Origin of the sequence: Gemmatimonas sp. (genome assembly GCF_031426495.1) — a bacterium.
Classification (GTDB): Bacteria; Gemmatimonadota; Gemmatimonadetes; order Gemmatimonadales; family Gemmatimonadaceae; genus Gemmatimonas.
This window is the reverse complement of sequence record NZ_JANPLK010000019.1, coordinates 87,143-112,977: the sequence shown is the minus strand read 5'-3', so window position 1 is coordinate 112,977 and position 25,835 is coordinate 87,143. Positions and strand designations below refer to the sequence as shown.

Here is a 25,835-nt window from a genome sequence, read left to right as displayed (position 1 = left end):
CGTTGAACGCGAGCGTTCAACGACTCTGACCCCTTGAACTGGGAAGGAGGGTGTCAGGGAAGAGGAGGCAGGAACCACGCGCGGTTCACCTGCTTCCTCCCTCCTGACACCCTCCTTCCTGCTTCCTAGGGTGTTTTGTCTGCTCAGGCGAGCAACACTGTCCTTAAATGATCTCGCACGCCCCACCCGCACACGCCACCGTATCGCCCAGCGTCGTCATGTCGACACCTTCGAGCAGCATAGTGTAATCGACCTCGCGATACGACAACGAATTCCAGCGAATCATGTCCGACTCGGTCGTCACTTCTTCGCGCGGTGCCTGTGCGTAGATCTTGTCGCCTGTTTCGCGTAGCAGCGAAATGCCGGCGAAGTATTCCCTGTTGTCCCAGATGAACTGCTGCACGGCTTCCCACTCGTCGTCCTTCACCGTGACCGTATTCGACACGTTGTGGTGCAGCCCCGGGTTGTACTGCTCGTGACGGCGGCCGGCGCGCACCCAGTGTTCCTGCACCAGTCTCACGTACTCGAGGAACTGCACGGCGCCGACATCTTCGCGCAGGATCGCGTCGGGCTCGGCGCTCACCGGGAAGGTGATCACGTCGGTCGTCTCGGGATCCCACACCGACGTTTCCGTCATGTGCGGATTGTGCAGCTTGAACCACTGGTATAACGGCTCCGTGCGCGCCGCCTGAACGCGACGGAAGTAATGCCGTGCATGGTGCGGGTGAATGCCCGAGCCCGCGCCCAGCACGAGGCTGGCGGTGCCTTCCGGCTTCACGCACGTAATACGCGCCGCCGGCTCGATGCCGAGGTGTTCGGCGATCGCCGCGTTGGTGTCGAGGCATTCCTTCGCGCCACGTTCCAGCACCGACGGATTGAGCAGCAGCGACGGACGATCGAGGATACCGCAGATCGACACGCCCAGCAGCGACTCGCGCTCGTTGATCACGCGCGTGGCCGCACCGAGGTACGGGATGTCGGTGTACGCCGCCTGCATCGTGCCTAGCAACGACGCGGCACGGCAGCAGGCCAGGAACGACTCTTCGCTGTCGCAGGCGCCGGCGTTGATGGTCGTGAGGTTGCACATCTGCCAGCCCGACACGCGCGAGCCGATCGCGACATCGGGACGGCCGTACTTCGCGAGCTTCGCCTGCGCCGCGTCGTCCACAATCATATAAGGTGCGAGACCGATTTCCACACACGGATTGGCGCCGTACTCGGCGTCATCCACGAAGTAGAAGCCGGGCTCTCCGAACTCCTTCTGGAACTCGAACAGCTTCGCGAAGTCCGACGGCTGCACCGTTTCGCGCACGAGCACGGCGGAGTTATTCGACTTGCCGCGCTGCGGGTTGGTCTCGAACCAGTTGCCCGTCTTGGCCGCGGCCATCTCGTCGTCGTCCGACGAGAACAGACAGATGGTGGCCGAGCGACGGATCCCGCCGGAGAGCACGGCAACCGCCACGTGCATCATGATGTCGTACACTTCGATGGGGCGGAGCGCGCGGCCCGGCACCTGATCGAGCATGCGTTCAGCCGCCAACAGCGCCTTCTTGAGCGGCAAGTGACCCGGGGCGCGACCGCCCGAGGTCCGCAGCGACTGACCACGCGAACGGATCGCGCTGTAGTTGAACTCCACCTTCGTGCCGTCGAGGTACGAGCGGATCAGCGCGTCGAGCGCATCCGCCCAGCCTTCGAGCGTATCGGGCACCATGTAGTGCACCACCGGCAGCTCGTTCTCCGCCGCGCGGAGCGGGAAGGCGGGGAGCTGCGACACATGATGCTTCTGCACGCTGAAGCCGACGCCTGTGCCCGACATGAGCAGGAAGAAGGATTCCTTGAAGGCGTCGAGCCGATCCATGTGTGTGAACGCGCAGTTGAACATGCGCGCATTGTTCGCTTCGATCGCGCGGCCGCCGAACTGCAGCGAGCGCATGGAGGGCAGGATCGCGCGACGCTGCAACGCGGACTCCGTTTCCGCCATGAGCGAGCGCAGCGTGCGTCCACCGAAGCCGGCCACCGGCAGATCGACGCGATCGGCGAAGTGGTCGCGATGCATGTCCATCACCCGCGTAAACGCTTCCGACGGCGTTTCCCGGCGACCCAGATCTTCCCGGTAGCGCGAGTAGCGCGACAGGAAGATGTAGTCTTGCAGGCCGTTCTCGCCGTGCACGTTGATGCGATGCTGGGCGCGGGCGGCGCGATACAACACGTAGCGCTTGGCAATGTCCCAATGCCCACGTGCGGCGATCATCATTTCCACGATGTCCTGGATCTCTTCGACCGTGGGCACATGATCCTGCGCGCGACGCTCGACCGTGTTCACCACGAGCTGCGTGATGGCGCAGACGTCGGCGAAGTCGGTGAAGCCGAGTCCGAAGCGATGCGCGGCGTCGTTGTGAAGCGGGTTCGGCGCATCGTCGTGTCGCGAGGCGTAGAACGCCAGCGCGATCGCACGGGTGATGCACTCCGGATCCCACGGGGCCGAGCGGCCGTCGCGCTTGACGACCTGCGTGACCGCTTTGATGCCGGCGGCGTCGTAGCTGGCTCGGAACTCGGAACTGCGGGGGGCGACGGAAACGGCCAAGTGTGCCTCCTTCGGGTGAACCAGCGATTGAATGCACACCCCCGAGGACCTGCGCTTCCCACCCCCCAGCTCACACGCCGGGCGACGAAAAAGGCTCCTTGCGATGTGCAGCAAGGAGCCCAGCGGAGCCGGCGCCATTCAAGTGAACGGCACACAGCGATCCCCGGCGTGCCCTCCCTCGAGGGTGCGCGCGGACTCCAGTGTCTGGTAGGTCTTCTGGCTCGGGATTCGTCCTCCGGAGCGGCCTTCCCGTGCACCCAACCCTGAGTGCGCAGTGGCGTGCTGCTCCTTCGTCCTCCCTTACAGCGGCGGGGCCGCCCCGGAATCGCACCGGGTTCCCTCTTAGCGCCAACCCCAACGTCGGGATCGGCGACCACACACCTATGTCGTGAAACAGTTGCCTGCTGTCACGAACGACAGCCGGACGCCCAACTTCCAGCTAAAGGGCGATTAAGTCAATACTTGTTTCCTTACACAAACCCGAAACCGACCGATTTTTCAGGACGCGTCTCCGGCGTGTCAGGACACGGGCGTCACGCTGTCTCGAAGGTGCCACGGCGCTCGGTCATTCCGTCCTGAATGTGCCAGACGCCACGGGCCATGACGTCGCGGACTCTGTACTCGGCGTCGAGCACCACCAGGTCTGCGTCGGCCCCGATTCGGAGTGAGCCCTTGGCCGATAGGCGGAGCAGTGCCGCTACGTTACTGGTGAAGGCGGGCAGGATCCGATCGAGGCCGTGTCCGCGGGCCACGAGCTCGCGCACGGTCTCCAAGAGACTGCCGGCGTGACCGACGCCCATCTCGACCACCCGCCCATCGGCGTCGAACACCGGCAGACACCCGCCCCCGTCGCTGCTCACGGTCACGTTGGTGGCCGGCGCCCCGCTGGCCCAGAAACGCTCGAGAGCATCCGCCGCGCTCCAGGCATCCTCCTCAGACGACACGTCGAACGACGTAATATCCACTACGCACCCGCGACGGGCCAGCGCCACCGCCTCCTCGAACAGTGCCCGCTTGCGATTCACGTGCGTGGGGTTGAACACCCGCGCCGGGATCTCGCTCGCGTCGAGTGCCTGGCGCACCAGGTCGAGGCCGCGCACCCCGTCTCCCATATGCAGATGCACCACGCCCGCCTTGCCGGTCATGATGCCGCCCACGTGCGCCTCGGCCGCCACCTTCAGCAGGTCGTCCAGCGTGGGCTGGCTCGAGCGGTGATCGCTGAGGGCGAGCTCGCCCACACCGATCACCCGGTCGATATGCACAATGTCGCCGCGTACGCTGCCGGTAAGCGTGACTGGCGGCACATGGTATCCACCCGTATGACACCACGCCGACAGCCCCTCGGCCACCAGTCCGCGTGCCGTGACCACCAGCTCGGCGGTACTCCGCGTGACGTCGTCGGTGCCAAGCACGCCGATGGTCGTGGTGACACCGGCGAGCGTGTACTGCGAGAGGGGCGGGGCAGGCACGCGCGTGTTCGGGCCGGCTTCGCCGCCGCCGCCGGTGAGATGCGCATGGCCGTCCACCAACCCGGGAATGACCACGCGCCCCCCGAGATCGATCTCGGTCACGTCGAGCACCGGAGGCAGCGCTCCGATTGACGCGCCCATCCACAGGATCTGCTCTCCGCCGACGAGCAGGTCCATCTGCCCCCGCGATTCGGGAGCGAATACAGTCGCATTGCGTAGCAGCAGCATCCGGGAACGTTACCCAGCAGCCTCGGCCAGCGTTAGCTTTCGTAAGGCTCGACGCCTCCGGTGACGTACGCAACGGTACGCACGGCTCACGCACATCCCCGACTTATGCGCGGTTGGATCATCCCGATTGGCGGCAAGCTGCTCACCCCGTCCATCCTCGACCGCTTCGTGGCGTTGAGCGGCGGCGCGGCAGCACGCATTGCGATCATTCCCACCGCGTCGTCAGAGCCGGACATGGGCGCGTTCTATGAGCGCGTATTCCAACGGCACGGCGTGACACAGGCCAAGGCGCTCAACTTCGAGCGGCGCAGCGACTGTGACGACGGCGACTGGCTCGAATGGCTGGGCAGCGCCACCGGGGTGTTCATCACCGGCGGCAATCAGCTTAAGCTTTCGACCACGCTTGGCGGCACGCCGGTGGGTCATCTGCTGCGGGAGCGGCACGCCGCGGGGATGCACATTGCCGGGACCAGCGCCGGCGCGGCGTATCTCAGCGAGCACATGATCGCGTACGGCGCCGAGGGGAGCTCGCCCCGCGCCGGCATGGTCACGATGTGTGCGGGCCTCGGGCTCACGAATCGCGTCATCATCGATCAGCACTTCCGGCAGCGCGATCGATTGGGGCGCCTGCTCACCGCGCTGGCGTACAATCCGTTCGCCTTCGGACTTGGTGTCGATGAAGATACGGCCGCGTTTATTGCGCCGGATGATACCATCGATGTCATGGGTGCCGGTTCGATCACGATTATCGATCCGACGCACGTCTCGTTTTCGTCGATCGCCGAAGCGGAACCCGGCGAAGCCGTGACGCTGCTGGGCGCTACGCTGCATGTGCTGGCGGCGGGTGCGAGCTTCAATCTCCGCACGAGGATGGCCGTTGCCACCGCGTCGGCTACATCTCCGCACGACGCGCTCAATGCCGCGCTGGGCGACTCCCTCGTCACGGCCGAATAGCACATCATGAAGATTCTCGAACGCTCCACGTACGTGGGGCCGAGCCACTACGCGCATTTCCCCGTCATCCGGCTCGTCCTCGATCTTGGAGCGCTCGAAGAGTGGCCCACCAAGCGGCTCGGTGACGAGTTTGTTCAAGCGCTGCTGGAGGCCCTGCCGGGCTTGCACGAGCACGGCTGCTCGTACGGCGTGGCCGGTGGATTCGTGCGTCGCATGACGGAAGACGAAGGCACGTGGATGGGGCATGTACTCGAACACGTGGCGATCGAGCTGCAGAACATTGCCGGCGTGAAGGTCACCTTCGGCAAGACGCGCGAGACCGCGCAGCCCGGTGTGTACGACGTGGTGTTCGAGTACGAGCAGGCCGATGTCGGACACGAAGCGGCCGAAGTGGCACTCGATCTGTTGCACCATCTGCTGCCCGAAGATCTCCGACCGCGTGGCACCGATCCGAGCTTCGACCTCGCCGCGCGTCGTGACGCCTTCATTCGTTACGCGCAGCGCCGGGCCCTCGGACCGAGCACCGCGAGTATTGTGCACGCGGCCGAGGCGCGCGACATCCCTTGGATCCGTCTGAACGAGCAGAGTCTCATTCAGCTGGGTTACGGATGTTATCAGCAGCGCATTCAGGCCACGATCACCGGCAAGACGTCGCACATCGCGGTCGACCTCGCGGGCGACAAAGAAGAAACGAATCGTATTCTCGCCAACCTCGGTCTCCCGGTGCCGAAGCAGCGGCTGGTGCAGTCGGCGGAGAAGGCGATCAGTGCCGCCAAGACCATCGGCTATCCCGTCGTCACCAAGCCGTACAACGGTAATCACGGACGCGGCGTGTCCATTGCCCTGGCCACGCCTGAACAGGTGGTCGCCGGCTTCCTGCGCGCGCAGGAGATTTCGCGCAGCGTGATTGTGGAGAGCTACATCACGGGACACGATCACCGCATGCTGGTGATCGACGGCGAACTGGTGGCCGTCAGCAAGCGCGAGCCCGGCAAGGTCACGGGTGATGGCGTGCACAGCATCGAGCAGCTCATCGCCATCGTGAACAGTGATCCGCGTCGCGGCATCGGTCACGAGAAGGTCCTCACGCAGCTCGAACTCGACGAGCAGGCGATGGGTCTGCTCACCAAGCTGGGCTACGACGCCACCACCGTACCGCCGGCGGGTGAGGATGTGTACCTTCGCCTCACCGCCAACTTGTCGACGGGTGGCACGGCCACCGACATGACGGACGTCGTGCATCCCGACAACGCCGAGATGGCGGTGCGTGCGATCAAGGCCATCGGCCTCGATGTGGGCGGCGTGGACTTTCTCACGCCTGACATCACCGAATCTTATAAAGACATCGGTGGTGCCGTGTGCGAAGTGAATGCGGCGCCCGGCTTCCGCATGCATATGGCGCCCAGCGAAGGGCGCCCGCGCGATGTCGCCGGCAAGGTGATCGATATGCTGTTTCCCGATCGCGCACCGAGCACGATTCCGATTGCCGCGATCACAGGCACCAATGGCAAGACGACCACCTCGCGCCTGCTGGCGCACATTCACAAGCTGGCGGGCAAGCGCGTAGGGCTCACCACCACCGATGGTGTGTACATCGATGGACAGCGCACGGTGGAAGGCGACATGACGGGCCCCACGTCGGCGCGCATCGTGCTCAGCGATCCGGCGGTGCAGGTAGCCGTGCTGGAAACGGCACGCGGTGGTTTGCTGCGCGCTGGTATGGCCATGCGGCATGTAGACGTCGGTGCAGTGCTCAACATTCAGCCCGATCACTTGGGGCAGAAGGGCATCGAGACGCTGGAGCAGTTGGCCGAGGTGAAGCGCACGGTCGTGGAAATCGCGACCGACACCGCCGTGCTGAATGCCGACGATCCGAACACCCTTCGGATGGCGGCCTACACGAAGGCCAAGCACGTGTGCTACGTGACGATGGACCCGGCGCATGACCTCGTGCGCGAGCACATCCGCGCTGGTGGCCGCGCCATCGCGCTGGAAGCCGGTGTGAACGGGCAGATGATCACGATCTATGATCGCGGGGCGCACATCCCGCTGCTGTGGACGCATCTCATTCCGGCCACGCTCGAAGGGCGCGCCACGTTCAACGTGCAGAACGCAATGTTCGCTGCGGCGATGGCGTTTTCGATGGGCGTGCGGCTCGAGGATATCCGACATGGACTGCGCACGTTCGACACCACGTTCTTCCAGGCACCAGGCCGACTGAATGTGTACGACGAGCATCCGTTCAAGGTGCTCTTCGACTATGGGCACAACGCGCACGCAATCGCGGCGCTGTGCGACCTGGTGAATCGCATGAAGCCGGTGGGCCGGCGCATTTGCGTGTTGTCGGCGCCTGGAGACCGTCGCGACGAAGACATCGCGGCCATCGGTGCGGTGTCGGCGGCTGGCGATTTCGATCATTACATCGTGCGGCGCGATGATTCGCCGCGTGGACGCGGACCTGACGAGGTCCCGCGCATGCTGCGCGACGCGTTGATGTCACATGGCGTGGCGGCCGATCGCGTGACGATGATCGTCGACGAGCAGGAGGCCATCGAAGGCGCGCTGCGGATGGCGAGGGCCGGCGATCTCGTGCTCGTGTTCGCCGACGTGCTCGCGCGCGGCTGGAAGCAGATCACCAACTTCCGGCCGGATGACGAACAGCTCGTGATCCCACCGCCGCGGGCCGCGCGTGCGGTCCCGCGCGCCGAAGTGTCGGAAGATTCACCGGCCGACGATGCGACACCGGCGCGATCGACCGTCGGTCCGGCCACCACGATCGAGCCGCCGGCCAAGTGGAACAGCGTGACCGACGACGTCGTGCTCATGCGCGACGAACGCGGCGTGATTCTCGTGCCTGAGGCCAGCGATTGACCGACGCGCTGGTCGACGAACCAGAATATCCGTCGCCGAACATTCGTGACTGTCGGCGCCTGCAGGGGCCGAATCGGTACGGCCCGACGCCCGGCGCGGTCGTTACGGTCGTCGTCGTCGATGACGACGCCCGTCGTGCGGTTGATCATTGGCCGTACGCGGCACGCCGACTCACGCAGGCGCTGGGCTGGGAGCGCACCGAGTTCGTGGCACGCCACAGCATTGGCGACGCCACCTGCTACCTCTCGGCGCCAACGGACGGCTTGATGACCGCGACCGCGGTGGCCGAGATGGCGTGGGTGGAATCGGAAGCTTACATCGGCCAGCGCGAGGTGCCCGATGCGGCGCCGATGCTGCGTGCGCAGTACGCCGAGGAGTGTGCGCGACATCCGCACGTGCGCGAACTGGCGGCGGGAGCGCTTACGCGTGGTCTGGCATTCAGCATCGACGATGAAGCCGTGAGTGTCGGCAGCGGACGCGGTGTGCGCACCTGGCCCCATGGTGACGCGCCGCCATCGGCATCGGTGGCATGGAACGACGTGAGCGATGTGCCGCTCATCATGGTCACGGGCAGCAACGGCAAGACCACCACCACGCGTCTCGTGGCTGCGATGTGGCGCGCCGCTGGTGCGACCACCGGCTGGAGCTGCAGCGACGGGGTGTTCGTGGAGTCGGATGTCGAGAAGCGTACGCTGGGTGTTGGTGATTACACCGGGCCAGGAGGTGCGCGCCTCGTGATGCGCGATGCCGACGTGCAGGTGGGTGTCCTCGAAACGGCGCGGGGCGGCATGCTGCGTCGCGGACTGGGCACGACCACCGCGCAGGTCGCGGTGATCACGAACATCTCGGCCGACCACTTCGGGGAGTACGGCGTGCATACGCTCGAGGATCTGGCCGAGGTCAAGGCCATCGTCACGCGCGCGCTCGGCCCAGCAGCGCGGCTGGTACTCAATGCCGACGATCCCACGCTTGTGGCGCTCGGCGAGCGTCTCTCAGCGGTGCACGCCGTTCCCATCGTGTGGTTCAGCATGAACGCCGACACGGAGCTCGTCGCCGACGGCATCGAAGCATATGGCGATGGTGCGGTGCTGCACGACGGACATCTCATGCTCTGTCGCGAGGGCGTGTGGGGCGACGCCGGACGCGTGCACGAGATGCCCGTCACGGCCGATGGAGCGGCGCGCCACAACGTGGAGAACGCACTGGCGGCGGCACTGACCGCGAGTTGCGCCGGCGTGTCGTTGTCAGCCGTGCATGTTGCGTTGCGCCGATTTGGTGCGGCCGTGCACGACAACGCGGGACGTCTCGAGCGTTACGCGTTCGGGGGGATTACCGCGTTCGTGGACTACGCGCATAATCCCGAGGGCATTCGCGCGCTGTGCGCCACCGCCGCGTCGGTCGTCGCGGCACGGCGCGGCTTGGTGCTCGGCAACGCGGGAGATCGTGATGATGAGCAGCTGCGGGCGCTCGCGCGGGCGGCGTGGAGCGTGGCGACCTTTGATCGCGTCGTCGTGAAGGAAATGGTATCGCTACTGCGCGGCCGTCCTGAAGGGGAATTGCCGACGCTGCTCGTAGACGAGCTCCGGCGGTGCGGCGCAGCGGACGATCGGGTTACGGTTTCGCCAAGTGAGTTCGACGCCGTGCGTGCGTTGCTCGCGTGGGCACGCGACGGCGACGTGCTGGTGCTGCCCACCCACGCCGAGCGCGGACGGGTCACGGCCTATCTCGAACAGTTGCGAACCGACGGCTGGCGCGCCGGTGAGGCGTTGCCGGAGACGTAGTCGGCCGCGTATGAGGCAGCGTGGCGCTCCGTGTAGCGTGGCGCGCTATTTCACGGTGATCATCTTCACCATGCCCTTCTCCGTATGCGCGCGGCCATCGCGAGCGGGAATGAGGCAGGCCAGGATGTAGCGCCCCGGCTTCATGCGCACGGTCAGAAAAGCTTCCTGATTCGGCGCAATCGGCCCGGTTTGACCCAGCGTCGGCATCCACGGCGGAATGATGCCTTTGCTGTGATACATATCGAGGAACTCACGCAGCGTGTGATTGGTCGGCAGCTCGAGCAGGGCAAGGGCGTGCAGATCGGCGCCAGCATTGGTGAGGTTAAAGGCGACGACTCCGGCCGGCACTTGATCCGGCGCCGAGAAGTTGTAGTCGGCGCCGCTGACCGCGACATAGGTCACGCGATTCGCGTTGAGCGCGGGTTTGGCGGCCGGTGCGGCCGATTTAGCAGGCGCAGCCATCTGGGAGCGGGCGTCGTGTACCGGCGACAGCCACAGCAGGACGGCGGCGAGCGGGCAGAGCGACTGAGCGAAGTGCATCAGGACCTCCGGGGCCTTGGGATGCTTCGAGAATCACATCGCGTACACCCTGATGCTGCAGCCCAAACGGGCGGGCGTCAATGACGTCCGCCCGTTGCCCTACCGACTCCCGGCGCTCGGCAGACGCTTCGTCTCCTCGAATCCGTACATGAGTCGCGTCTCGGAGACGGGATAGCTCACGCCCCAGGAGCCCTCGGTGAGCAACGTTTCGCCGGTCTCCTTGCTCACGTACCAGACCTCCGGTTTGGGGCCGGTCTCCAGCACCACGCGCCACGTGGCGTAGCGGCCGCTCAGCGTCTGAATGTCACGCGAGCCATCCACGCGGAGATTCAGATATTCGGGGTCGCCCATGGCGAACGAGCGGTTGTCCCCCGAGAGCGTGCCGACGCTGGCGCGCCATCGCTCGTGCAACGGGGAGGCGCGCAACACGAGCCGCATGGTCTCTTCGGTCGGTACAAACGGGACACTCGCGTCGAGTGTTCGGAGCGTCCCGTTTCGAAACGGCATGAGCGTCATCCCGTTGCGCAGCGTCTTGCCGGGCGGCGCGATGAGCGAGTCCGTCTCCACCAGCATACTGTCGGTGAACGTCTGTCGCATGCGCAGGAAGCCCGCGTAGTGCGACCGCCGGATCGGACGTAAGTCGTTTCGTCGCAGCCACACCGTGTCGTACTGCGCATTGCGCTCACTGTTCTCGGCGAGCCCCGTCGAGGTTTGTGTCACCGTGACCAGACACCACGTGGGCTGCTTCTCGAGCACCGCCGAGTCGAGCTCGACCGTGTACGTCGTGTAGGGCAGCAAGCTGTGCAACGCGTTGCCAACGCTGCGCAGATAGCTGCGACGGCCGGGCTTCAGGCGCGACACATCGACCGTGGACAATCCGGGATACGGCGCGTTGCGGTCGGTCGCCCCCGGCGATTGCGCAAAGGCCACGCGCGGCCACGGCGAGAGACCGTCCATCAGCGATTCGCGACTCGAAGGCGCGGCGTTTGTCGTGGAGTCTGCAAGGGCGACATTTGCCGGCGCCGCCTGGCGTGGGACCGCCCGCGCGGTGGTCGGCAGCGCGTCTGTCGCCGTGTCGTGCGGCCACAGCGACGTCACTGCGGCCACCACGGTGGCCGCGACGGCGATGACGATCATCCACACCCGACCCGCGAGCTGCTCGACGGAGAGTTGATCGATCGCCGACGTCGTTGCCATGGGCGATACCGGTACGGCGGCGGCATCACCGCTGGGCAGCATCACGCGCAGGCCATCGGCCCGACTGGCATGCACACGATCCAGCAGCGCGCTGGAGGGCGCGAGCATGGTGGCGTCGCGCACGAGCGCCGCCAAATCCCGATCGTCAGTGAAGAGTGCACGGCGGTTCATACCACAGCCTCCAGCAAGCGGCGCAGCTGTTGCACCGCGCGATGCAGCCGAACTTCAGACGTGTTGGTGGAGATTTCGAGCAGTCCCGCAATCTCCGCGTGCGAATAGCCCTCGATCACCCGCAAGACGAACACATGCCGCAGTGGCGGCGTGAGTGTCGCGAGCGCTTGCAGCACCTTCTCCTGCAGCAGTGGATCGCCCTCGGGTGTACTGGCGGCCGGTTCCGCGATGCCAGCCAGTGAAACATCCCCGCGCTGCCGCACTTGCCGCTGACGCATGAGCGCCACGCGGGTGGTCACGCGACCGATCCACGCCCCGAACTGTCCACGTTCGTCGTAGCGAGCCAGCGCCTCAGGCAGCCCCACGAACACATCGTGCACGATGTCCTCGGCGTCCTGCCGCGACGCGGTGAGCCGAAGCGCCAGCGCCATCAGCGCGGGCGCATGCGCCCGGTAGCAGGCCGCCAGCGCATCGGGATCGCCCGCCCGGATAGCCGGCAGCGAGATCAGCGTGGCCGGCCGCTGGCCGTTGGGGTCTGGAAGCGAGGAGGAGGCGGAATGGCTCATGAGTATTGGACCAATGCCCGGCGGGCGGGGAAGCTTACATTCGGAATCCAGACGGAACTCGGGGCGCCCGGGCGCCGGGCCGCAGCGCCAAATGAAAGCTTTTCCCAACTGTCTGCATAGTCCAGATATGCACGCACAATCTCCGTCGGCTCTAATGCCCTCCATGTTGAGACCCCACGACCCGCCCCTGCGCGCGCCCGGCCCGGAATGGCTCGCCGAGCTGCGCGCGGGAAGCCCGGACGCGATCACGGCCTGCTACCGCGAGCATGCGGGCGCCCTGCTGCTACTGGCCCTTCGATTGACTGGGGAGCGCGCCGATGCGGAAGACGTGGTGCAGGATGTGTTCGTCGGTCTCCCCGAGGCGCTGCGTCGATACGAGGAGCGCGGACTGTTCGCCGCCTGGCTGCGCGGCCTGACCACCCGACACGCGCTCGGCATGCATCGTCGCGTGCGCAATCGACGCGAAGTACCGCACGGTGTCGAATCCCACACGATTGCGGCTAGCGGCCCGGAGCCGGCCGGTGATGAGGCGCGTATCGAGCGCGCCCTCGCAGCGCTGTCGGTGAACCTGAGGCATGTGTTCGTGTTGCGCGTCATCGAGGGACACTCGCACGCCACGATCGCATCGATGCTCGGTATCACGCCCGGCACATCGGAAGTCCGCCTGTCGCGCGCCATCAAAGCGCTGCGAAGCCAGCTAGGAGATATGGTATGAGCCCATTCGACAGGCACCTCAGCGACGAGCTGCTGGTACGCGTTGCACGCGGCGAAGCAACCGGCAACGATGGCACTGCGCCATCGGCCCACCTCGACGCCTGTGCGAACTGCCAATCGCGACTGCGTGACATCCGATCGATGCACGCGTTGTTCACCGAGGCGCCCGCGATGGACGCGTCCGGTGAGCTCTTGAGCGCCGCGCTGCAGCGACGTGCGCGCCAGGAGCGCGTGTTGTTGTCGCACGAGTCGACAAACGTGGTGGCGCAATCAAACGGCCTCGCCCGAAGACTGGTGCCGCTGGCGGTTGCCGCGACAGTCGCGATCGCGGCGTTCGCACTTTGGCCACGCACCAACGCGCCGACGGTGGCGGCTCGCGCCACGGTCGTCGATTCCAGCACCGCGTTGAAGGCCCCGCCACCTCCGGCCAGCGACAGACCGCTCGGCGCGCTGTCGCCGTGGCCGCTCGTCGCCTACGCCCAGTCGGCGTCCGACGTACCCGAGGTGCCCTATCCCGCCATCACCGAGTTCGACACAACGGCCGTCAAGCCCGGCACGCGACGCTACGTGCGCAGCTCGGCGAGTTCATATCACGACTACATGCCGATCGATGCTGAGGCGATCGAGTTTCGTGATACCACGTACAAGGGTGTGCGGGTGTGGCGCGTGGTGACATCGTCGCCGTTCAATTCGAGCCAATACCCACGCCAAGATACGGCGTGGATTCGCCGGTCGGACATGCGTCTCATCGCGCGTCGAAACGAAAGCGTCACGGGAAGCGTGCGTCAGCAGCTATTGCCGGGAGACACGGTACTGGAGCAGAGCCACGTGGTGCACCTTCCCAAGGAACTGGAGCAGAAGACGAATCCCCGCTTTCTCCGCTTCTCGACACGTACCCCTATTCGACCCGGTCAACTGCTCGTCACCGATCGGTCGTACTTCCACCTGCTTGTCCGTTCACTGCCACTGCATTCCACCTGGCGCGGCAGCATTGACATCAATCTCGGCCAGACGCGCAACCTTACGCCGGCCATTTACGAGAAAACGCGCTCCATCAACGTGAGCGTGCAGGGAGACTCTGTCGTCTCCACGCTCTGGGGAAACGTCCCGAGCTGGCGTGTGGTGCTGCACACCGGTCCAAACCCGGAGCGCTGGTACGTGAGTAAGGCCGGCCACGAAGTACTTCTCGTCACCGGCCCATACGCCATGGAATGGCCTCGCAACCGCTTCGACCTGATCGGGCGCTACGTGAAGTAGCGCCGACCGGTGTGATCACATCGCGATCTTCTTCCCCTCGAGTTTCTTCTTCTGCTCGCGCAGATGCTCCTCGAGCTTCAATCGCGGAATGCCCTTGGCCAGCCACTCGGGCGCCTTCTCACCCTTCAGGTAGCTGTCCCAGTACTCCATCAGTCGCAGGTCGTAGTCCTTGCGATTCTTCAGCTGCGCCAAGCCGTGATTCTCGCCCACGTACTCCAGCAGGATCACGTCCTTGTCGAGCTGACGCAGCGTATTGTAGAACGTGATGCCTTGATTGAAATCGACGGCGCCGTCTTTGTCATCATGCAAAATGATGAGCGGCGTCTTCACTTTGTCGGCGAAGCGGTTCGGCGAATTGCGCTCGTAGGCGTCCTTGTTGTCCAGAAAGTTGCCCTTGAAGCGACCCTGCGAACTCTGGAAGATGCCCTGATTGGTGCTGCCGGAGTTCCAGTACACCGAGCTGTACATGCTCACCATATCGGTAAGCGGCGCACCCGCCACGGCACTCTTGAAGATGTTGGTCTGGCCAATCAGGAACGCCGTCTGGTAGCCGCCCCACGAGTGACCGTGCAAGCCCACGTTGGCCGAGTCCACAATGCCCGTTTTGATTGCCGCCTTCACCGCCGGCACGACGCTCCACACCGCACTCATGCCCGGATCGTTGATCTTGTACACGATGTCCGGCAGGAACACGGCGTAGCCGCGTGAGTTGTGTACGCCGATGAGCGCGTTCGGCGAGCTCGAGAAGTTCGGCGAGTAGAAGCTGTTCAGTGCATCCGACTGCAGTTCGTAGATGAACACCAGCGTCGGATACTTCTTGCCTGCTTCGTACCCAGCGGGGAGATACAACGCACCCTGCAGTGAGTCGCCCTTCTCCGTCACGTAGCTCACGAGGCGCGACCCCGCCGACCACGCGACGCCGTTCAGATTCGGATTCGCCTCCGACAAGCGCGTGGAATCGGCGATGGCACCGTTACCGAAGCTCACGCGCCAGTAATCTGCGAACCGCGTGGATGTCTGAATCGACGACACCCACACTTCGGCGTCGCGCGCCTTCATCGGCGCATGACGCGCATCGCGCCAGCCCGTGATCGCCACCGCGCCGGCCTTGGCCGGGTCGATGCGCACGATGGCTTCCTTCTTGGTGAGCGCCTGCATGGCGGCCATGTACACCGGCTTCGCGAGGTCGATGTTGCGCTCGCGCGGATCGGTGTTGATCACGCGCGCGTAACGCGTGCGCGTGGCCCGTCCGTTCACCGTGAGGTTCGTCCAGCTCTTCCCCGCCATACCGATGCGCCACACATCGTAGTTGTCGCTGATGAGCGCGAAGCGTCCGTCCTTGCTCCAGCCCACGATGTTCGTGCTCGGCCGGTCCACGTTGTGATCGTCTTCGGTGTCGATGAACGACACCGGCGCACCCGCGGTCACGTTGGCGATCGCCTTGGTCGCCACGTCGTACGCGTGGAAGTTGCCGTCGTCCCAGAAGAGCACCGCCTTGCCGTCGGGGGAGAGCGACGACGTACCACGCAGTTCCTTCTTCACCAGCACGCGCGTGCCGGTGCGGGCATCGATCAGATACAAGTCGCGACGCTGCACGCCATCGTAGCTGCTCTGACGCTCGTACGTTTGATTGTCGGTGCCGAGCACGTAGCGATCGCGCGCGCCGAGGGTGCCGGTGCGGACCACATTATCGGTGAGCTGCACGACCTTCTGCGTCGCGGGCAGGTACGTGGCGAGGAACGAGAAGCTCTTGTCGGCATTCTCCTGCACGATCTGCATCGACTGCAATCGCGCGTCCTTGCCATGCCACAGAATGAGCGACGGACGATCGTCGTCTTCCAGCTGTTCGCTCTTCGGTACCGGTGGTGTGGCCACGCGGAGGCCGATCGCGATGCCGTCCATCTGCTCCAGCCAGCGCGGTGTGCGCTCGGGGCTCACTTCCATGCCATTCGGGAGGGGCGCCGTGCCGCCGTGACCGACGGTGATCATCTGCTGCGTCGGCGAACCTACGCGAGACACCGCCGCGGCCGACCAGGTCGTATCCGTCGCCGCGCTGTCGACGGTGCCCTTGAGAAAGGCGAAGGCCGGGAAGCTGTCGGTCCACGCCAGGCGACGGTACAACGCCTTGCCGGCGTCGATCGACTTCACGGTGCCGCTGGCGAGGTCGCGCAGCTGCACGCCGTTGCCGAGCTGATCGCGCGCGTCGATGGTGTAGCTGAGCCAGCGACCTTTGTCATCGAAGGCGAAGTCGCCCACGTTCCCGACGTTGAAGCTGGCGTTGGTGCCGAGCTCGTGAAGCAGCAGGTCGGTGCCCTCCACGCGACCGGCGGCGCCGCCGATCGGGTTGCCGCCCATGCCCGGTGCACCGGGGCCGGGCAAGCCACCACCGCCGCCAGCTCCACCACCACCACCGCCACCGGCTTCGGGAGCATACGCCTGCATCGCCACCCACTTCGGCGAGTCACCGCCAAATGAGAAGCGACGGATCTTGTCGAACTCGCGCGCTTCACCGGTGGCCAGATTCACCAGGCGGAGCTTCGACTGCACGGCGCGACGTTCGCGGCGCATGCGCTTCTGATCGGCCGCCTTGGGATACACCAGCATAGCGGCCCATTGGCCGTCGCCGGAGAGTTGCAGCGCGGCATTGCCGCTGCCGCCCGGCGGACCACCTGCTGCCGCCGGCGCTTCGCCAATCGGGAAGCGGTGCTCTTTGCCACCGGTCGTGGTTTGACGGACCACCACCTCGGCGTCGCCCTCGTTGGGCGCGACTGTATAGGCGAACCAGACGCCATCGTTAGAGAGGGCAGCGCCGCGGATGGACTTCCAGGCCGAAATGTCGGCCGGCGAAATGGGGCGCGGGGCGCCGGTGCGAGCGCTGGCGTTGCCGCTGGCCGACTGAGCGAACACCACGGCGGGAGCGGCGAGCAGGAGCGCACCGATCGCGAGGGGGCGCCTCGGGAATGCGAACATCGAAACTCCGAGTGTGAGAGGACGGAGGAGAAGCTACGGCGTGTCTTGATTTTTAGCTGTACTAGTACAACTAGTACACTATGCTCCCGTTTCCCATTACTCTCGTCCCCGGCGAGTCGCCGTATCGGCAGGTGGTTTATGCCGCTACCAAGGCGGTGGTGTCGGGCGTGCTACCGGCAGGATCGCCCTTTCCGTCGGTTCGCGAGCTCAGTCAGGTGCTGAAGATCAATCCGAATACGGCCCACAAAGTGGTGGCCGAACTGGTGCGGAATGGCGTGCTGGAGGTATTGCCGGGCGTGGGTACGGTGGTGGCGGTCGGTGCCGAGTCATCGGCCGCCGACAAGAGGACGTTGCTGGCCAAGCCGGTGGAGCAACTGGTGGTGGAGGCCATGCGCCTTGGCCTTAAGGAGCAGGACGTGGCACAAGCGCTGGCGTCGCGATGGCGCCAACTCAGTGGTGGAACTCAACAGGATGCCGCGCGTCGTGCGGCAACGTCGGAGTGATTGCAATGACATCATCGAACGTGGTAACGGTGCAGGGGCTTTCGCACCGGTATGGACGGAAGGTTGTGCTGGGAGGGCTGGATCTCACGATCCCTGAGGGCGCGATGTACGCGTTGCTTGGCGCCAACGGCGCCGGAAAGACCACATTGCTGCGACTACTGGCAGGCATCGAGCGTGTGCAGTCCGGCGCGGTCTCGCTGTTCGGCGACAGCGTGCGCAGCATGTCACTCGCGCAGCGGCAGCGCTTCTCGTACGTGGCCGAAGGGCAGGAGCTGCCCACGTGGATGCGGCTGGAACAGATGGAGGCGTACTGCGCGCCGCTCTATCCCACGTGGGACGCGCAACTCGCCACGCAGCTGCGTCGTCGCTTCGACCTCGATGCCAAGCAGAAGGTCGGCACCATGTCGCGAGGGCAGCGCATGAAGGCGGCGTTGTTGTGTGCACTGGCTTCGCGGCCTCGACTGCTGCTGATGGACGAGCCGTTCACCGGCATGGACGTCGGCGTCAAGGAAGAGCTGGTGCGCGGGCTGCTGGAGACGTCGGGCGAGCATGGATGGACGATCCTGGTAAGCACGCACGACATCGCGGAGATCGAGATGATGGTGGACTGGGTTGGATTTCTGCGTGATGGTCGCATCGATGTGTCGGCGCCACTGGAGCAACTGCGCGAGCGCTATCGTCGGCTGGAGTTCACGTTGGCGCCGGGTGCGCCGCTGCCGGCTTCGCGTCCCGAGTCATGGGTGCGCGTGGAGCAGTCAGGGCAGCGCGTGTCGGTGTTCGGTGACGGCATCGGGCGTGACGCGGTGATTGAGGTGGTGCCCGGCGGGCTGCTGGCGGTCGATGAACACGAGGTCACGCTACGGGAGTTGTATCTGGCGTTGGCGACACCAAGCACGCGCAACACGGTGGGGGGCGCATGAGCACGATCGCGCACGCACTCCACTTGGTGCGATTCGATCTCCTACGAGTACGGTGGTGGATCGCGCTGTACGCTATCGCATTGACCGTCTCGATTGCCGTCGGTCTCGAGCTGATCGCAATTCCAGCACTTGAGTTTCTGCTTCCCCATATCGTGGTCGCCATTGGGATGATCACAGCGGTGACGCTCGTGCAAATTGACACGCCGATCCGCCGTGAAGGATTTGCAATCGGTCATGCGGTGAGCCCACGTGGCATGCTACTCGCCAAGGCAATGTCGATTTTACTCTTGCTCGTTCTGCTGCCGATTGTTGCCGCCGGATTCGCACTTGCCGCTCGCGGTTTGCAGTCGACACTGATTGCTAGCGTACTCGGGGAAAGTGTGCGCAATTGGGTCACGTGGATCGCCATCGCGTCACTCGTTGCCGCCTCGACACGGGGATTCAGATCTGGCGCCTTGTTGTTCGTAGGCACCATTCTCGCTACGCTGTTGATCGGAAGCGCGTGGTCCGGATTTGGATTTGAGCTGACGTCCCAGTTCGCACGACTCGCGATGCCGATGAATGCACTGGCGATGGCTGCGCTGATTGCGCTCGTGTTCCTGCGAAAAGTGTCTGGCCGTTGGCTGCTCGTGCTCACATCACTTGTGATGCTCTGGTCTACCCTGACCTCTTTTGGCAGTGCGGTGAGCACACCGCACTCGACACGTCCAATTAGCAGTCTTCCTTCCTTCGAGATTGAAATTGTCAATTACGACGTGTTTGGCGAAAGTAGCGCTCTCAAGCTGCCGGCCATCCGGGCATCGATTGCGCAGCAACCAGCGGGAGGTCGCTATGCATTGCGTTCGGCGCACCTCACCGCATTCTCTGCTGATGGTGACAGCGTGCGCGTGCGACTGTCTGGACGGGTAGACGTTGACGACACCCGATCGGCTATTCCGCTTCGAGAAGGCACCAAATGGAAAGGCGAGAGTTCGATCAATACGGGCCATTCTGCACGACTGATTATCGATCCAACCGACGTCGTCTACGGGGCCGTTGCCACGATCGATGCGCGTGGCAAAAAGGTTTTCGTTCCCAAGTTGGCACGCCCGTCAGAACAGCTGCGGCGACTGCAGACTGAGACGGTCACCAACATTCGCGTGGACGCCACGCTGGATCACTTTGCGCCAATCGAGCTCGCGACCGCGCCATTCAACGACGGCGCTTTTGTTGAGCAGGGCTTTCGTCGCTTCTCGATGGTAAAGAAGCCGATGTCGGCCGACTACGACGCCAGCTTTAGCGACGTGGTTCGCCCGGAAGATTTAGATAACGTCCAAGTCGTGCAAGGCAAATTGGGGACGCCGCTGATGCTCGTCCTGCAGAGTGCGTCGACCCGCGAGGCGGTTTTGCTCGGCGAATCTTCGTCCTCCGAGACCCGGCAGAGCGTAATACTTCCTGGAATTCAGCGAAGAGTGGTTGCGTTGACAGCGCAGACGCGTGATGCCGTAAGCGGTCCCGTCGACGACGAGTGGCTGAGCGGCGCCACCGTTCGATTGGTGAGCTGGAAAAGAGACGGCGTTGCCGTTGTACACGGCGCAAAAAACTTCGGTAGCGCTATCTATACTTGACCAAATTGGTCAAAGCGAGTACGATTCGTTATTGCAGCCCCTCACGCCCCGAGGACGCAGATGCCCAAAAAACTCGTTCGCGAATCCGTCGCACTCTACGACGCGAAAACCCAGCTCTCCGCGCTCGTTGATCGCGCCGCCGCCGGCGAAGAGATCGTGATCATGAAGTCCGGGCATCCCATGGCGCGTCTCGTGCCCATGGAGGACACCCGCCATCGTCGAGTGCCAGGCCAGGGGAAAGGCATGTGGAAGGTGGCGCGTGGGTTCGACGATCCGCTGCCCGATGGCGTGCTCGACTCGTTCGAGGCGGAGTGACCTCGCGTGCGCGTGCTCCTCGATACCCATGTCCTGATCTGGTGGGACTCCGGGGCGCGCCTGTCGCCTGCCGCCATGAAGGCCATCCGAAGTGCCGACGAGGTGCTGGTCAGTAGTGCCTCCGCCTGGGAAATCGCCATCAAGACCGCACTCGGGAAGATCAGCGGCACCAGAACGATTGCCGCGGCGGTCGAAGCCTCCGCGTTTACCGAGCTGCCGGTCCTCTTCCGCCACGCGGAGGCCGCGGCACGCCTCCCGTCGCATCACCGGGATCCCTTCGATCGAATGCTGATCGCCCAGGCGCAGGTGGAAGGGCTGGTCGTCATCTCGCGGGACCAATCCTTCGCGCGGTACGATCTCACGCTCATCCCCGCGTAGCGCCAGGACGGACCGTCACGGTTCGGCAACGCACTGTTACAGCCCCGGAAGGTCGTTCGTCATTTCCCTGACGAACGACCTTTCTCTTTATCAGAATCTTTGAAGATGTCCCGTTCACGAGTGCTTCTGGTGCTCGCGGCGAGCATCATGGCCGGCGCCGATGTCGAGCCTGTGCATGCGCAGTCGCTGCCAGCCAACATCCCGACCCCGGCCCAAGCACAGGATCTGGTGCAGAACCGCCCCGAATTGGTGGCGCAACTGCGGCAGCGGATTCAGGCGTCCGGCCTCTCCGCCGATCAGCTGCGGGCGCGCCTACGCGCCGCGGGCTACCCGGAGTCGTTGCTGGAACAGGTCATGGGTGGAGCGACCCCCAACGCCAGCGCACCGCCTTCCGATTCGCTGATCAACGCGGTGCGCGCGCTCGGCATCGTCGACTCGACCGATGCCGCCGCGCTTCGCCGAATCGTGCTCAGCGGGAGCCGCACCGGCGCCCCCGGCGCGGTTGCTCCTTTCCCCGCGACGACCGAACGCAACGATGCTGATGCCGCGCGACTCGGCACCAGCTACGCGCCCGACGGCACCACGCTCTTCGGCTACGCACTCTTCTCGCAGCCAACCACGGTGTTCGACGCCAACGCCGGCGGTCCGGTTGACGCGTCCTACAAGCTTGGTGCCGGCGATCAACTGGTCCTCATCCTGAGCGGCGACGTCGAAGCGGCCTACACCCTCGACGTCACGCGCGAAGGCTTCGTGGTGATTCCCGTCGTCGGCACCGTGCCGGTGGCCAATCTCACGCTCGGTGATCTCGACATATTGCTGCGCTCGCGGCTGCAGCGCGTGTACTCGGGCGTCGGCAGCAGTACGCGCTTCTCGGTCAGTGTGGCACGGTTGCGCAGCAACCAGGTGTTCGTGGTCGGCGATGTGCAGCAGCCCGGCAGTTATCGCATCTCCAGCGCCGGTACCGCGCTCACGGCGCTCTACGCCGCCGGCGGTCCGAGTGAACGCGGCTCGTTGCGACAGGTGGAGATCCGCCGCCGCGGCAAACCGGTGCAGCGCTTCGATGTGTACGAGTACCTGCTGCGCGGCGATGCCAGCGCCGATGTCCGTCTCGAGAATGGCGATGTGCTCTTTGTGCCCACGCACGGGGCCCGCGTTCGCGTGAGTGGCGGTGTGCTGCGTCCAGCTACGTACGAGCTGCGCCCCAACGAATCACTCGACGAGCTGGTCGCGACCGCCGGCGGCTTCACCGACGACGCCTCACGCCGTCGTATTCGCATTCAGCGCATCGTGCCGCCCACGCAGCGCACGGCCGAGGGCAGCGATCGCATCGTGCTCGATGTGAGCCTGCCGGACGCCGCGAGAGGCACGAGCGCGGTGCGTATTCCGATCGAAGCCGGCGACGTGGTGGAAGTGCCGCGCGTCTCGAACCGTGTGCGTGGCCGCATTACCATCACTGGCAATGTCTGGCAGCCCGGCTCACAAGGCATCGACAAGGCCAGCACGCTCAATGACGCCATCCGCCATGCGGGCGGTCTCAAGTCCGACACCTATCTCGGTCGCGTGATCATCTCACGATTGCGCGCCGACTCCACGCGCGAGCAGATTCGCGCGACGCTACGCACCGACGGCACCACGACCACGCCGTTGTCGCTGCAGGAAGACGACGAGATTTCGGTCTTCTCGCTGACTGAATTCCGAGCGCCAAAGTATGTCGCCTTGAGCGGTGCCGTGCGCGTTCCGGGGCAGTATCCGTATCGTGACGGCATGACGATGCGCGACCTCATGATTCAGGCCGGCGGCTTGCTGCCGAGCGCGTCGTTGAAAGAAGCCGAGATCGCGCGCCTGCCCGAAACGCGGGTGCCGGGGCAGCTCGCGATCACGTTCCGCGTACCGCTGGACTCGTCGTATGTGCTCGACTCGCCCGCCGCCGAAACGCCGAATGGCGATACACGTCTCTCGCCCTACGACAACGTCTTGGTGCTGCGTCAGCCCGACTGGCAGATGCAGTCCACGGTGACCCTTACGGGCGAAGTGCAGTTCCCGGGCACGTACGCCCTGACCTCAAAGACCGAACGACTCTCCGACGTGATCGCCCGCGCCGGCGGACTCACGGCCTCGGCCTACTCGGCCGGCGTCGCATTTCACCGGGCGCAGAATGCGGTGGGACGGGTGGGTGTGGATCTGCCGAGTGTGCTGCAGAATCCGAAGGACCGTGACAACCTGCTGCTGCTCGACGGCGACTCCGTGCATGTGCCGCGCTACAACGCGCTGGTGTCGGTGTCGGGTGCCGTGAATTCGGCGGTGGCGCTCCCGTATGAGCCGGGGGCTTCGTTGTCGTCGTACATCCGCGCCGCCGGTGGCGCGACGCGTAACGCCGATGCCAAGCGCGCCTACGTCGTGCAAGCCAACGGCAAGGTCGAAACGAACCACCGGTACTTCCTGGTGATCGCGACGCATCCAAAGCCACGACCGGGCAGCCGGATCATCGTGCCGTCCCGCGATCCGTCCGACAAGCGCGATGTGATGCAATTCCTCGGCACCATGACGCAGGTCATCGGCAGCCTGGTGACGCTGGCCGTGGTGCTGAGCCGAACGAATTGACGAGCGGACGCCGATCACGGGACGCGACGTGGTCAAATCGTTACGGTCCGTCGGCTCAAGGCTGGTCTTCCGTATCCCGATAACTAAGAGGGTATGGCTTTGGAGTGATTGGGCGGGAGGCTGCCCAAGATGGAGCCGTGATGGGCTCCTGGAGAAGTCGCGACGCCGCGACGCAGGATTCGCCGCCGACCGTGCCCTTTATGACATCCCAGTCCGCTTCGCCGACGCCGGATCGATTGCCTGCAGACGGGTCACCCGCCGAGGGCCGTAGAGCGCCGTGGCTGACACACAATCAATTGTTCGTATTCGATGTCACGACGCTGACAGCGGTGTGGGGCATTGCCTGGTCGCTGCGCTTCGAAGGCTTGGAGTGGCTCAATTCAAGTTGGCGCGAGGCGGCGAGCTATCACCTGATGCTCGCGGTGCCGATGTGGCTCGGCATCATGGCCGCGTTTCGGTTGTATCGACGCGCGTGGGGGATGGCGTCGGTCGAGGAGCTCAAGGCGATGATGGCGGCCGTGTTCGTGGCGGCGATGGCCAACGTCACGCTGGGCGTCTTTCTACTGCCTGTCCTCGGGCTCTCGCCCACGCGATTGCCGCTCTCGGTGATCTCGTCGCACACGATGTGGAGCATCGTCGCCCTTACGCTGCCGCGCTTTCTGGCGCGCGTCTGGATTTCGCACCGCCGCCAGCGTCGAGACCGGACCATTCAGGCTCCGGTGCTCATTCTCGGTGCGGGTGCGTCCGGCCGACTCACGGCGCGTGAGATGCTCGAGCATCCGGCGATGGGACTTCGTCCAATCGGCTATCTCGACGACGACGCGACCAAGCATAACCTGCGTGTGGGTGGTCTCGGCGTTCTCGGCCCGGTGAGCGAACTCGAGGAGCGGATTCGCGCCTACGGTGTGCGTCATGTCATCATCACGATGTCGAGCGCGCCAGGTGCGAAGATCCGCGAGATCGTGCGCGTATGCACCGCCGCCGGCGTCGAGATCCGCACGATGCCACAGATCGGCGAGATCATCTCGGGTCGCATCGGCGTCAATCAGCTGCGCCCGGTGGAGATTCAGGATTTGCTTCGGCGCGAGCCGGTGCAGACCGATCTCGGCTCGGTACGCCGCATCGTGGAAGGTCAGACGGTGCTCGTGACGGGAGCTGGCGGATCGATCGGTAGCGAGTTGTGCCGACAAATCGCGCGCAACGCGCCAGCGCACTTGTTGTTGCTCGGACATGGCGAGAATTCGATCTTCGATATTCAGCAGGAGCTGCGGTCGAGCTATCCATCGGTACCGCTCACCTGCCTCATCACCGATATCCGTGATGAGACGCGACTCGACGCGATCTTTGGTCAGTATCGTCCGAACACGGTCTTTCACGCGGCGGCGCACAAGCATGTGCCCCTCATGGAAGACAATCTCGCCGAAGCGATTACCAACAACGTGAAGGGTACCCGCACGTTGATCGACGCGGCGGTGCGTCATGACACGCCGCAGTTCGTACTCATCTCGAGCGACAAGGCGGTCAATCCCTCCAGCATCATGGGCGCGACCAAGCGGATCGCCGAACTGCTCGTGCAGCGCGCCGCCGTCTCGACCGGCCGCAACTTCGTGAGCGTGCGCTTCGGCAACGTGCTGGGGAGTCGCGGCAGTGTCGTGCCGACATTCCTGCGGCAGATCCGCGCTGGTGGGCCGATCACGATCACGCACCCGGACATGCAGCGCTATTTCATGACGATCCCGGAGGCTGTGCAGCTGGTGCTGCAGGCGGCGGTGCTCGGCAAGGGCGGCGAAGTGTTCGTGCTCGACATGGGTGAGCCCATCAAGATCGTCGATCTGGCCTCCGACCTCATCCGTCTCTCGGGACTGCGGGTGGGCGATGACGTCGAGATCCACTTCACGGGACTGCGTCCTGGCGAGAAGCTGTTCGAGGAGCTCTCGCGGGACGACGAAAGTTTGCAGCCTACGTCGCACCATACCATTCTGTGCTCGCGGCTCGGCATTCCGCCGGCGGGCGTGCACGCCCACGTGGATGCGCTGGTCCAGGCGGCGCTGCGCCGGGACGATGATACCGTGCTGCGGCAGCGCATCGCCGAGCTGGTGCCGGAGTACATTGCCCTCGGCACCACGCATCCGGTGGCACGCGAGCTCACGCTGGTTGCCTGAATGCAGAACGCCCCACGACGCGAATGCGTCGTGGGGCGTTGATGCAC

Annotated in this window: 18 protein-coding genes and 1 riboswitch; of the genes, 12 read left to right on the top strand and 6 right to left on the bottom strand. The window is 64.8% G+C overall.

What is annotated here, in order from left to right; all coding sequences use genetic code 11:
• Positions 1-163 precede the first annotated feature (163 nt).
• Both RMP10_RS06325 and iadA read right to left on the bottom strand, forming a co-directional pair.
• Positions 164-2,584, bottom strand: coding sequence for an ATP cone domain-containing protein (locus RMP10_RS06325; RefSeq protein WP_310569523.1), 2,421 nt, complete (start codon positions 2,582-2,584; stop codon positions 164-166).
• 188 nt (positions 2,585-2,772) lie between these two features.
• A riboswitch (cobalamin riboswitch) is annotated at positions 2,773-2,977 on the bottom strand.
• A 140-nt stretch (positions 2,978-3,117) separates the two neighbouring features.
• Entirely contained in the window at positions 3,118-4,281 is a 1,164-nt protein-coding gene (iadA, locus tag RMP10_RS06320) for a beta-aspartyl-peptidase (RefSeq protein WP_310569522.1), read from the bottom strand.
• Positions 4,282-4,386: 105 nt separating this feature from the next.
• Between iadA and RMP10_RS06315 the strand changes: the two genes are divergently transcribed.
• The 3 genes from RMP10_RS06315 to RMP10_RS06305 are packed head-to-tail and all read left to right on the top strand — an operon-like array spanning position 4,387 to position 9,887.
• Entirely contained in the window at positions 4,387-5,235 is an 849-nt protein-coding gene (locus RMP10_RS06315; RefSeq protein WP_310569521.1) for a cyanophycinase, read from the top strand.
• Between the two features lie 6 nt (positions 5,236-5,241).
• On the top strand, positions 5,242-8,106 hold the full coding sequence (gene cphA / locus RMP10_RS06310; RefSeq protein ID WP_310569520.1) for a cyanophycin synthetase: 2,865 nt from the start codon (positions 5,242-5,244) through the stop codon (positions 8,104-8,106).
• Positions 8,103-9,887 carry a Mur ligase family protein gene (locus RMP10_RS06305; RefSeq protein ID WP_310569519.1) on the top strand — a complete coding sequence of 595 codons (1,785 nt, stop codon included), beginning with the start codon at positions 8,103-8,105 and terminating at the stop codon, positions 9,885-9,887. Before cphA ends, RMP10_RS06305 begins: the two co-directional genes overlap by 4 nt.
• Positions 9,888-9,932: 45 nt before the next feature.
• Here RMP10_RS06305 and RMP10_RS06300 read toward each other — a convergent pair whose 3' ends face one another.
• The 3 genes from RMP10_RS06300 to RMP10_RS06290 all read right to left on the bottom strand — a co-directional run bounded on the left by RMP10_RS06300 (position 9,933) and on the right by RMP10_RS06290 (position 12,361).
• On the bottom strand, positions 9,933-10,427 hold the full coding sequence (locus tag RMP10_RS06300) for a hypothetical protein (protein WP_310569518.1): 495 nt from the start codon (positions 10,425-10,427) through the stop codon (positions 9,933-9,935).
• A 99-nt stretch (positions 10,428-10,526) separates the two neighbouring features.
• Positions 10,527-11,795 (bottom strand): hypothetical protein, encoded by a 1,269-nt coding sequence (locus tag RMP10_RS06295; protein WP_310569517.1) that lies wholly within the window; start codon positions 11,793-11,795, stop codon positions 10,527-10,529.
• Positions 11,792-12,361: a sigma-70 family RNA polymerase sigma factor gene (locus RMP10_RS06290; RefSeq protein ID WP_310569516.1), complete on the bottom strand. Its 570-nt coding sequence runs from the start codon at positions 12,359-12,361 to the stop codon at positions 11,792-11,794. Before RMP10_RS06290 ends, RMP10_RS06295 begins: the two co-directional genes overlap by 4 nt.
• Before the next feature lie 163 nt (positions 12,362-12,524).
• Between RMP10_RS06290 and RMP10_RS06285 the strand changes: the two genes are divergently transcribed.
• Entirely contained in the window at positions 12,525-13,076 is a 552-nt protein-coding gene (locus RMP10_RS06285; protein ID WP_310569515.1) for a sigma-70 family RNA polymerase sigma factor, read from the top strand.
• Complete coding sequence (locus RMP10_RS06280; protein ID WP_310569514.1) at positions 13,073-14,332, top strand: hypothetical protein; 1,260 nt, start codon at positions 13,073-13,075, stop codon at positions 14,330-14,332. The genes RMP10_RS06285 and RMP10_RS06280 overlap by 4 nt, the downstream gene beginning before the upstream one ends.
• A gap of 15 nt (positions 14,333-14,347) precedes the next feature.
• On the opposite strand, the gene RMP10_RS06275 is transcribed toward RMP10_RS06280, so the two are convergent.
• A complete protein-coding gene (locus RMP10_RS06275; RefSeq protein ID WP_310569513.1) occupies positions 14,348-17,302 on the bottom strand; it encodes a prolyl oligopeptidase family serine peptidase in 2,955 nt (984 codons plus the stop codon).
• An 80-nt stretch (positions 17,303-17,382) separates the two neighbouring features.
• Between RMP10_RS06275 and RMP10_RS06270 the strand changes: the two genes are divergently transcribed.
• The 7 genes from RMP10_RS06270 to RMP10_RS06240 all read left to right on the top strand — a co-directional run bounded on the left by RMP10_RS06270 (position 17,383) and on the right by RMP10_RS06240 (position 25,788).
• Positions 17,383-17,805 carry a GntR family transcriptional regulator gene (locus RMP10_RS06270; RefSeq protein WP_310569512.1) on the top strand — a complete coding sequence of 141 codons (423 nt, stop codon included), beginning with the start codon at positions 17,383-17,385 and terminating at the stop codon, positions 17,803-17,805.
• 5 nt (positions 17,806-17,810) lie between these two features.
• Entirely contained in the window at positions 17,811-18,725 is a 915-nt protein-coding gene (locus RMP10_RS06265; protein WP_310569511.1) for an ABC transporter ATP-binding protein, read from the top strand.
• Positions 18,722-20,332, top strand: a complete 1,611-nt coding sequence (locus RMP10_RS06260) for a hypothetical protein (RefSeq protein ID WP_310569510.1) — start codon at positions 18,722-18,724, stop codon at positions 20,330-20,332. Before RMP10_RS06265 ends, RMP10_RS06260 begins: the two co-directional genes overlap by 4 nt.
• A gap of 60 nt (positions 20,333-20,392) precedes the next feature.
• Positions 20,393-20,647: a type II toxin-antitoxin system prevent-host-death family antitoxin gene (locus RMP10_RS06255; RefSeq protein ID WP_310569509.1), complete on the top strand. Its 255-nt coding sequence runs from the start codon at positions 20,393-20,395 to the stop codon at positions 20,645-20,647.
• A 6-nt stretch (positions 20,648-20,653) separates the two neighbouring features.
• On the top strand, positions 20,654-21,025 hold the full coding sequence (locus RMP10_RS06250; RefSeq protein ID WP_309672624.1) for a type II toxin-antitoxin system VapC family toxin: 372 nt from the start codon (positions 20,654-20,656) through the stop codon (positions 21,023-21,025).
• Positions 21,026-21,130: 105 nt separating this feature from the next.
• Positions 21,131-23,626, top strand: a complete 2,496-nt coding sequence (locus RMP10_RS06245; RefSeq protein WP_310569508.1) for an SLBB domain-containing protein — start codon at positions 21,131-21,133, stop codon at positions 23,624-23,626.
• A 296-nt stretch (positions 23,627-23,922) separates the two neighbouring features.
• Positions 23,923-25,788, top strand: a complete 1,866-nt coding sequence (locus RMP10_RS06240; RefSeq protein WP_310569507.1) for a nucleoside-diphosphate sugar epimerase/dehydratase — start codon at positions 23,923-23,925, stop codon at positions 25,786-25,788.
• Positions 25,789-25,835: the final 47 nt, after the last annotated feature.